This is a genomic window from Pantoea sp. UBA5035 (assembly GCF_002415245.1).
GTDB classification, from domain to species: domain Bacteria; phylum Pseudomonadota; class Gammaproteobacteria; order Enterobacterales; family Enterobacteriaceae; genus Pantoea; species Pantoea septica.
On the sequence record NZ_DICD01000007.1, the window covers coordinates 114,300 to 122,423 of the forward strand.

Below are 8,124 nucleotides of genomic sequence, written 5' to 3' on the forward strand. Positions count from 1 at the left end.
GCTTATCGCGGCGGGAAAAGACTGAGAATCCGGCTTATGCTGCAGTTCATACTCCGACGTCTGGGACTTGTCATCCCGACATTTATCGGCATTACCCTGTTGACCTTCGCATTCGTGCATATGATCCCCGGCGATCCGGTGCTGATCATGGCGGGCGAACGCGGGATCTCCCCGGAACGTCACGCCCAGCTGATGGCGGCCTTTGGCCTCGACCAGCCGCTGTGGAAACAGTACGTTCACTACATTTACGGCGTGCTGCATGGCGACCTGGGCATTTCGCTCAAGAGCCGCATCCCGGTATGGGATGAGTTCGTACCGCGCTTTAAAGCCACGCTGGAACTCGGCATCTGCGCCATGATCTTCGCCGTCGCCGTGGGTATCCCGGTAGGCGTTCTTGCGGCGGTGAAGCGCGGCTCTATCTTCGACCATACCGCGGTCGGCATCTCCCTGACCGGCTACTCCATGCCGATTTTCTGGTGGGGCATCATGCTGATCATGCTGGTGTCGGTGCAGCTTAACCTGACGCCGGTTTCCGGACGCGTCAGCGATACCGTGTTCCTGGACGACAGCAATCCGCTTACCGGCTTTATGCTGATCGACACCTTCTTCTGGGGCGAGGCGGGCGACTTCAAGGATGCGGTGATGCATATGATCCTGCCCGCTATCGTGCTCGGCACCATTCCGCTGGCGGTGATTGTGCGTATGACGCGTTCGGCGATGCTGGAAGTGCTGGGCGAGGATTATATCCGCACCGCGCGCGCGAAAGGCCTGACGCGTATGCGCGTTATCGTGGTTCATGCGCTGCGCAACGCCATGCTGCCGGTGGTCACGGTGATCGGCCTGCAGGTCGGCACGCTGCTGGCGGGCGCCATCCTGACGGAAACCATCTTCTCCTGGCCGGGCCTCGGCCGCTGGCTGATCGAAGCGCTGCAACGCCGCGACTACCCGGTAGTGCAGGGCGGCGTGCTGCTGACTGCGGTGCTGATTATCCTGGTCAACCTGCTGGTTGATCTGCTGTACGGCGTGGTCAATCCGCGCATACGACATAAGAAATAAGGGGGCGTCATGTCTGTTGTTGATCCCGCAAGCGTACCCGCTGCACCCAAGCCGATGACCCCCATTCAGGAGTTCTGGCACTATTTTAAACGCAATAAAGGCGCGGTCATCGGCCTGGTCTATGTGGTGTTGATGCTGCTGATCGCCATCTTCGCCGGCGCGCTGGCGCCGCATGCGCCCGCAGAGCAGTTCCGCGATGCGCTGCTGCATCCGCCGGTCTGGCAGGAAGGCGGCAGCTGGAGCTATATCCTTGGCACCGACGATGTGGGCCGCGACGTGCTGTCGCGTCTGATGTATGGCGCGCGCCTGTCGCTGCTGGTGGGCTGTATGGTGGTGGTGCTGTCGCTGATCCTCGGCGTGGTGTTCGGCCTGCTGGCGGGCTACCTCGGCGGCGTAGTGGACGCCATTATCATGCGCATCGTGGATATTATGCTGGCGCTGCCGAGCCTGCTGCTGGCGCTGGTGCTGGTGGCGATCTTCGGTCCGTCGATCGTCAACGCCTCTATCGCGCTGACCTTTGTTGCGCTGCCGCACTATATCCGTCTTACCCGCGCCGCGGTGCTGGTTGAGGTTAACCGCGACTACGTCACCGCTTCCGGCGTGGCGGGGGCGGGCATGCTGCGTCAGATGTTCGTCAATATTCTGCCTAACTGTCTGGCGCCGCTGATCGTGCAGGCGTCGCTGGGCTTCTCCAACGCCATTCTCGATATGGCGGCGTTGGGCTTTCTCGGTATGGGTGCGCAGCCGCCGACGCCGGAGTGGGGCACCATGCTCTCCGACGTATTGCAGTATGCGCAAAGTGCCTGGTGGGTGGTGACCTTTCCCGGTCTGACCATTCTGCTCACCGTGCTGGCCTTTAACCTGATGGGCGATGGCTTACGCGACGCCCTCGACCCGAAACTCAAGCAGTAAGAGGCACCGAGATGGCGTTATTAAATGTAGATAAATTATCGGTGCATTTCGGCGACGATAAGACACCGTTCCGCGCGGTCGACCGCATCAGCTATCAGGTTGAACAGGGGCAGGTCGTGGGGATTGTCGGCGAGTCCGGCTCAGGCAAATCGGTCAGTTCGCTGGCGATTATGGGCCTGATCGACTTTCCTGGCAAAGTGATGGCGGAGAAGCTGGAGTTCAACCAGCGCGACCTGAAACGCATCTCCGAGAAAGAGCGCCGCCAGCTGGTGGGCGCGGAAGTGGCGATGATTTTCCAGGATCCGATGACCAGCCTGAACCCCTGCTACACCGTCGGCTACCAGATCATGGAAGCGATTAAGGTGCATCAGGGCGGCAACCGCCGCACTCGCCGTCAGCGCGCTATCGATCTGCTGACGCAGGTCGGCATTCCCGACCCGGCGTCGCGACTGGATGTCTATCCGCATCAGCTGTCGGGCGGCATGAGTCAGCGCGTGATGATCGCCATGGCGATCGCCTGTCGGCCAAAGCTGCTGATCGCCGACGAGCCAACCACGGCGCTGGACGTGACCATTCAGGCACAGATTATCGAGCTGCTGCTGGAGCTGCAGCAGCAGGAGAATATGGCGCTGATCCTGATTACGCACGATCTGGCGCTGGTGGCGGAAGCCGCGCACCACATCATCGTGATGTATGCGGGTCAGGTGGTCGAGAGTGGCAAGGCGAGCGATATTTTCAAAGCGCCGCGTCATCCCTATACCCAGGCGCTGCTGCGCGCGCTGCCGGAGTTCGCCGCCGACAAGGCGCGTCTGGCCTCGCTGCCGGGCGTGGTGCCGGGCAAATATGACCGTCCGATCGGCTGCTTGCTGAATCCGCGCTGCCCCTACGCCACCGATCGCTGCCGTAAAGAAGAACCTGCCTTACGCGACATTCCGGGGCGTCAGTCCAAATGTCACTATCCGCTGGATGATGCCGGGAGACCGACCTATGAGTCTTGATAATACCAGGCAGGATTACCTGCTGCAGGCGATTGACCTGAAAAAACACTATCCGGTGAAGAAAGGCCTGTTCGGCCAGGAGCGCCTGGTGAAAGCGCTGGACGGCGTCTCCTTTAATCTGGAGCGCGGCAAAACGCTGGCGGTGGTCGGCGAGTCCGGCTGCGGCAAATCGACGCTCGGCCGCCTGCTGACCATGATTGAAACGCCGACTGAAGGCCAGCTCTTCTGGCACGGTCAGGATCTGCTGAAGCACGATCCGCAGGCGCAGAAGCTGCGTCGCCAGAAAATCCAGATTGTGTTCCAGAACCCCTACGGTTCGCTTAATCCGCGCAAGAAAGTCAGCCAGATTCTTGAGGAGCCGTTGCTGATTAACACTGCGCTGAGCAAGGCGGAGCGTAAAGAGAAGACGCTGGAGATGATGGCGAAGGTCGGCCTGAAAACCGAGCATTACGATCGCTATCCCCATATGTTCTCCGGCGGCCAGCGTCAGCGTATCGCCATCGCGCGCGGGCTGATGCTCGAACCCGACGTGTTGATCGCCGACGAACCGGTTTCGGCGCTCGACGTCTCCGTGCGCGCGCAGGTGCTTAACCTGATGATGGATTTGCAGCAGGAGATGGGGCTCTCTTACGTCTTTATCTCGCACGATCTCTCGGTGGTGGAGCACATTGCGGACGAGGTCATGGTGATGTATCTGGGCCGCTGCGTGGAGAAGGGCAGCAAAGAGGCGATCTTCAGCAATCCGCGCCATCCCTATACTCAGGCGCTGCTGTCGGCCACGCCGCGTCTCAACCCAGACGACCGGCGCGAACGCATCAAGCTGACCGGCGAGCTGCCCAGCCCGCTCAATCCCCCGCCGGGCTGCGCCTTTAACGCGCGCTGCCGTCGTCGCTTCGGCACCTGCGTGCAGCTACAGCCGAAGCTGAAGCGCTACGGCGATCAGCAGATCGCCTGCTTCGCCGTTGACCAGGATGAAAACCAGCCGGTCGGCGCGGCGGAAGGGATTGTTTAAACAGAGAGGCTCCGTAAGGAGCCTTTTTATTGCCCACTCTTCATACCATCTGATACATCTTCAGCCGCCGTAAAAAAATTTGCGTAAAAGATTATCGTCGCTGACGTGAGCGGCTGGCGCGACACTTTATCTAAAGCGTAAAACGCCTGTCAGGTTTGCATTAAGAAAACACGCAAAAATGTCTCGATACGCTATTGGCAGCGCCATCAAAGGGTAAGGCGTAACTTTTATTATTGAACCCCCAATAACTGCTTATCTATTTCAGTTAAGGCTAATTAATTAATTTATTGGCAAAACCGACAAGAAAGGCTTGTGCGGGTTTTAAATTAATCATAAAGATAAAACTCTTTTATTGAATGTGCGTCTTTTATAATCAGATTTTTCTCACCGGGCCTAAATGAATGTGATATATTCCTGGCAAATTTTTTCCTGAATGCAGGCCATGGCCCGATGAAAAACTATGACGATTTGCAGCGTTTCAAAGAAAAAACGCAAACGCTCGATATCGCCTTTAAAGACATGTCAGGCCAGCTACAGGAACCCGCCGAAAATAGCCAGTGGGCGCTTATTCGCCAGCTGGCGAATGAAGACGCCTCAACGCCGTTCAGCGGTAGCCAGCGTATCGATCTGCCCCAGCCGCAGCCGCTGCGCGGCGATGAGTTTCGCGCGCCAGCCGCCTCGCCGCTGATGCGGCAGCCCGCGGCGTTGCCGCCTGGCGGCGCACGCAGCCGCATTCTCGATAGCCTGACGGATCGCGCGCCTGTTGCTGCGACGCCCCGATCTTCGCTCTTTCCGGCGCCGCCTGAAGACGCGGCGCCGCCCGCCGTCGCGCCCGTTTCCGCGTCGCCTGTTCCACCGCTTAGCGTACCCATCGCGTCCGTTTCTACGCCGCCCGTTCAGGCGTTTAGTCTGCCCGCGGCCGCGCCTGCGCGCCGCTTTGGCGGCCTGTTTCGCGCGCGCCACAGCGAGCCGGTCAGCCTGCCGAAAGAAACCCTGCTCAAACCGTTACTGGAGAAGATTGCGCTATGCCGTTAGTTTGTGTGTGCTCGCCGAAAGGGGGAGTCGGGAAAACCACGCTGGCAGCCAATCTGGCCTGGGGATTAGCGCGGGCGGGCAGCAAAGTATTAGCGATCGATTTTGACGTGCAGAACGCCCTGCGTCTGCATTTCGGCGTGCCGCTCAACGACGGCCGCGGCTTTGTCGCGCGCTCGGAAGAGCAGGCGGACTGGAGCCAGTCGATCCTCACCACCGGCGGCAACATTTTCGTACTTCCCTACGGCGACGTGACCGAGCCGCAGCGCGAACGCTTTGAAGAGAACCTGGCGAAAGATCCCCACTTCCTGCGGCGCGGGCTAGATACGGTGCTGAACTATCCCGGTCTGGTGATCGTCGCCGACTTTCCGCCCGGCCCCGGCCCGGCGCTCAAAGCGATGAGCGCGCTGGCGCAAATGCATCTGGTGGTGATGCTGGCCGATACCGCCTCGGTTTCGCTGCTACCGCAAATTGAAAATAACCGCATGATTGGCCAGCCGCTGAATAATCAGCTGGGGCACTACTTCGTGCTGAATCAGAGCGACAACCGCCGCAATATTAGCCGCGACGTCACCGCTTTTATGCAGCAGCGGCTGGGCGACAGCTTACTGGGCGTGGTGCATCGCGATGAGAGCGTGGCGGAAGCCAACGCCTCCCAGCAATCGGTTTACGATTTCAGCCCTGCGTCCGCCGCCGCGTTCGATATTGAACTCATTGGAAAACGCGTGGCGAATATTCTCAATATTTCCGTCGGCAATGGCGAAGTTCAGGCGCCAATCCGCAGCAGCCACTATTAATTGCCTGGCGTCGTCAGGCTATAAAAACAGAGCTTTTCCCAGGGTGAATCATGAATAAGATCGGGTTTTACCTGTTGCTGCTGGTGCTTGCGCCAGCAGCAGCGGTGATCGTTATTACGCCGATGGACAGCCAGAAACAATATATATTTGGCTTAATCAGTATTTTAATGATGTTTTTACTGGGCTTCAGCAAAAGCCGTAAAATAACGGTGGTTATGGTTATTCTCTCTGCTCTGATGTCCACCCGATATATCTGGTGGCGCACCACAGAGACGCTCCATTTTAATTCCGAAACGGAAGCGATCCTCGGCATTGGCTTATATCTTGCTGAAATCTATGTCTGGCTGATTTTAATTCTCGGCTTTCTGCAAACCACCTGGCCGCTAAAGCGCACCATCGAACCGCTGCCGGACGACGTCAGCCTCTGGCCGACCGTCGATGTCTACGTGCCGACCTATAACGAAAGCCTCGACGTGGTGCGCGATACGGTGCTGGCGGCGCAGTGTATCGACTACCCGCGCGACAAGCTGAAGGTCTATCTGCTGGATGACGGCAAGCGGCCGGAGTTTGCGGTTTTCGCCGCCGACGTCGGCGTCGGCTATATTACGCGCGACGACAACAGCCACGCCAAAGCGGGCAACCTGAACCACGCCATGAAGATCACCAAAGGCGAGCTGATCTGCGTGTTTGACTGCGACCACGTCGCCACGCGCACCTTTCTACAGGCCACCGTCGGCCCATTCCTCTCCGATCCGAAGCTGGCGCTGCTGCAGACGCCGCACTACTTCTACTCACCCGATCCTTTCGAGCGCAACCTGCGCGCGGCGCGCACTATTCCCAACGAAGGCGCGCTGTTCTACGGCCCGGTGCAGCAGGGCAACGACAACTGGAATGCCACCTTTTTCTGCGGCTCCTGCGCGGTGATCCGTCGCGCGGCGCTGGAGGAGATTGGCGGCTTCGCGGTGGAAACGGTGACGGAAGACGCGCATACCGCGCTGAAAATGCAGCGGCGCGGCTGGGGATCGGCGTTTCTGGCCATCCCGCTGGCGGCCGGTCTGGCGACCGAGCGTCTCGGCCTGCACGTCGTACAGCGTACCCGCTGGGCGCGCGGCATGACGCAGATTTTCCGCGTCGATAATCCGCTATTGGGACGCGGCCTGAAGTGGCAACAGCGTCTCTGCTATCTCAACGCCATGCTGCACTTCCAGTTCGGCCTGCCGCGCGTGGTGTTCCTCACCGCGCCGCTCGCCTATCTGCTGTTCAACCTGAATATCATTCATTCGTCGGCGTCGCTGATCTTCGCCTATGTGCTGCCGCACCTGGTGATGTCGCTCTACGTCAACTCGCGCATGAACGGCCGCTTTCGCTACACCTTCTGGGGCGAAATCTATGAAACCGTGATGTGTTTCCATCTGGTGATCCCGACGCTGCTGACCATGCTGTCGCCCAGGCACGGTAAATTTAACGTGACCGACAAAGGCGGTCTGCTCGATCAGGGCTTCTTCGATTTTCACATTGTGCGTCCGCACGTCATCGTGGCGGCGCTGCTGGGCGTCGGCATCGCCGCAGGCGTGGGGCGCGCGGTGATGCACGACTACTTCGGCGTCGACCCTTACGTGATTGCCCTGAACGTCGGCTGGGCGCTCTTTAGCCTGATTATCCTGATGGCGGCGATCGCGGTGGCGCGTGAAACGCGGCAGGTGCGTAAAACCATCCGCATCGAGGTAGAGATCCCGGCGATTATCCACTACGCCAGCGGCATTTCGTCGCGCACCCGCACCAGCGATCTCTCCATGGGCGGCGCGCAGCTGGATGCGCCGGATAACCGTCATGAAACCGATGAGATTGAAGAGATCGATCTGCTGCTGCAGTCGGGCGCTATTACCATTCCGGTGAGCAAAATCTCCGGCGACGACAAGTCGATCCGCCTGCGCTTCGCCGCGATGCCGCTGGCGCGTCGGCGCGAGCTGGTGCGCGTGGTGCTGGCGCGCGCCGACGCCTGGCTTCAGCCGGAGTACAAAAAAGACAATGCGCTGCTGTCGCTGGGCACCATTATTCGCACCGTGTTCGAGCTGTTCTGGCTGACCTGGAAGGATCGACGCGCCAAAGGCCGCGCGCCTGCGGCGGCAAAAGAGGACGGCGCAGCATGAGAATCGCGACTCACTCTCTGCTGGCCTCATCGCTGGCGGCGGCGCTGTGGCTGAACGCGGGCTGGGCGGAAGCGCCCGATAATTCTGCCGCGCCGGTCAACAGCGCCGCGCCCGCCGCGCCGGAGTCGGCTGTGCCCGCCGCGCCGGAACCAGCCACGCCTGTTGCG

At 59.8% G+C, this 8,124-nt stretch carries 7 protein-coding genes; all 7 read left to right on the top strand.

Going from position 1 to position 8,124, the window contains the following annotated elements; all coding sequences use genetic code 11:
• Positions 1-36 precede the first annotated feature (36 nt).
• Positions 37-1,056 (top strand): dipeptide ABC transporter permease DppB, encoded by a 1,020-nt coding sequence (gene dppB, locus B3229_RS04735; RefSeq protein ID WP_033754467.1) that lies wholly within the window; start codon positions 37-39, stop codon positions 1,054-1,056.
• 9 nt (positions 1,057-1,065) lie between these two features.
• The gene (gene dppC, locus B3229_RS04740; RefSeq protein ID WP_033754469.1) at positions 1,066-1,968 is read left to right on the top strand and encodes a dipeptide ABC transporter permease DppC; all 903 of its coding nucleotides are present in this window, start codon (positions 1,066-1,068) and stop codon (positions 1,966-1,968) included.
• Positions 1,969-1,979: 11 nt separating this feature from the next.
• A complete protein-coding gene (dppD, locus tag B3229_RS04745) occupies positions 1,980-2,966 on the top strand; it encodes a dipeptide ABC transporter ATP-binding protein (RefSeq protein ID WP_048783781.1) in 987 nt (328 codons plus the stop codon).
• Entirely contained in the window at positions 2,956-3,978 is a 1,023-nt protein-coding gene (dppF, locus tag B3229_RS04750) for a dipeptide ABC transporter ATP-binding subunit DppF (RefSeq protein ID WP_096072362.1), read from the top strand. Before dppD ends, dppF begins: the two co-directional genes overlap by 11 nt.
• Positions 3,979-4,428: 450 nt before the next feature.
• Entirely contained in the window at positions 4,429-5,013 is a 585-nt protein-coding gene (bcsO, locus tag B3229_RS04755; protein ID WP_286869834.1) for a cellulose biosynthesis protein BcsO, read from the top strand.
• Positions 5,004-5,807, top strand: coding sequence for a cellulose biosynthesis protein BcsQ (gene bcsQ / locus B3229_RS04760; RefSeq protein ID WP_033754478.1), 804 nt, complete (start codon positions 5,004-5,006; stop codon positions 5,805-5,807). Before bcsO ends, bcsQ begins: the two co-directional genes overlap by 10 nt.
• A 50-nt stretch (positions 5,808-5,857) precedes the next feature.
• Positions 5,858-7,957: a UDP-forming cellulose synthase catalytic subunit gene (bcsA, locus tag B3229_RS04765; protein WP_286869838.1), complete on the top strand. Its 2,100-nt coding sequence runs from the start codon at positions 5,858-5,860 to the stop codon at positions 7,955-7,957.
• Positions 7,958-8,124 lie beyond the last annotated feature (167 nt).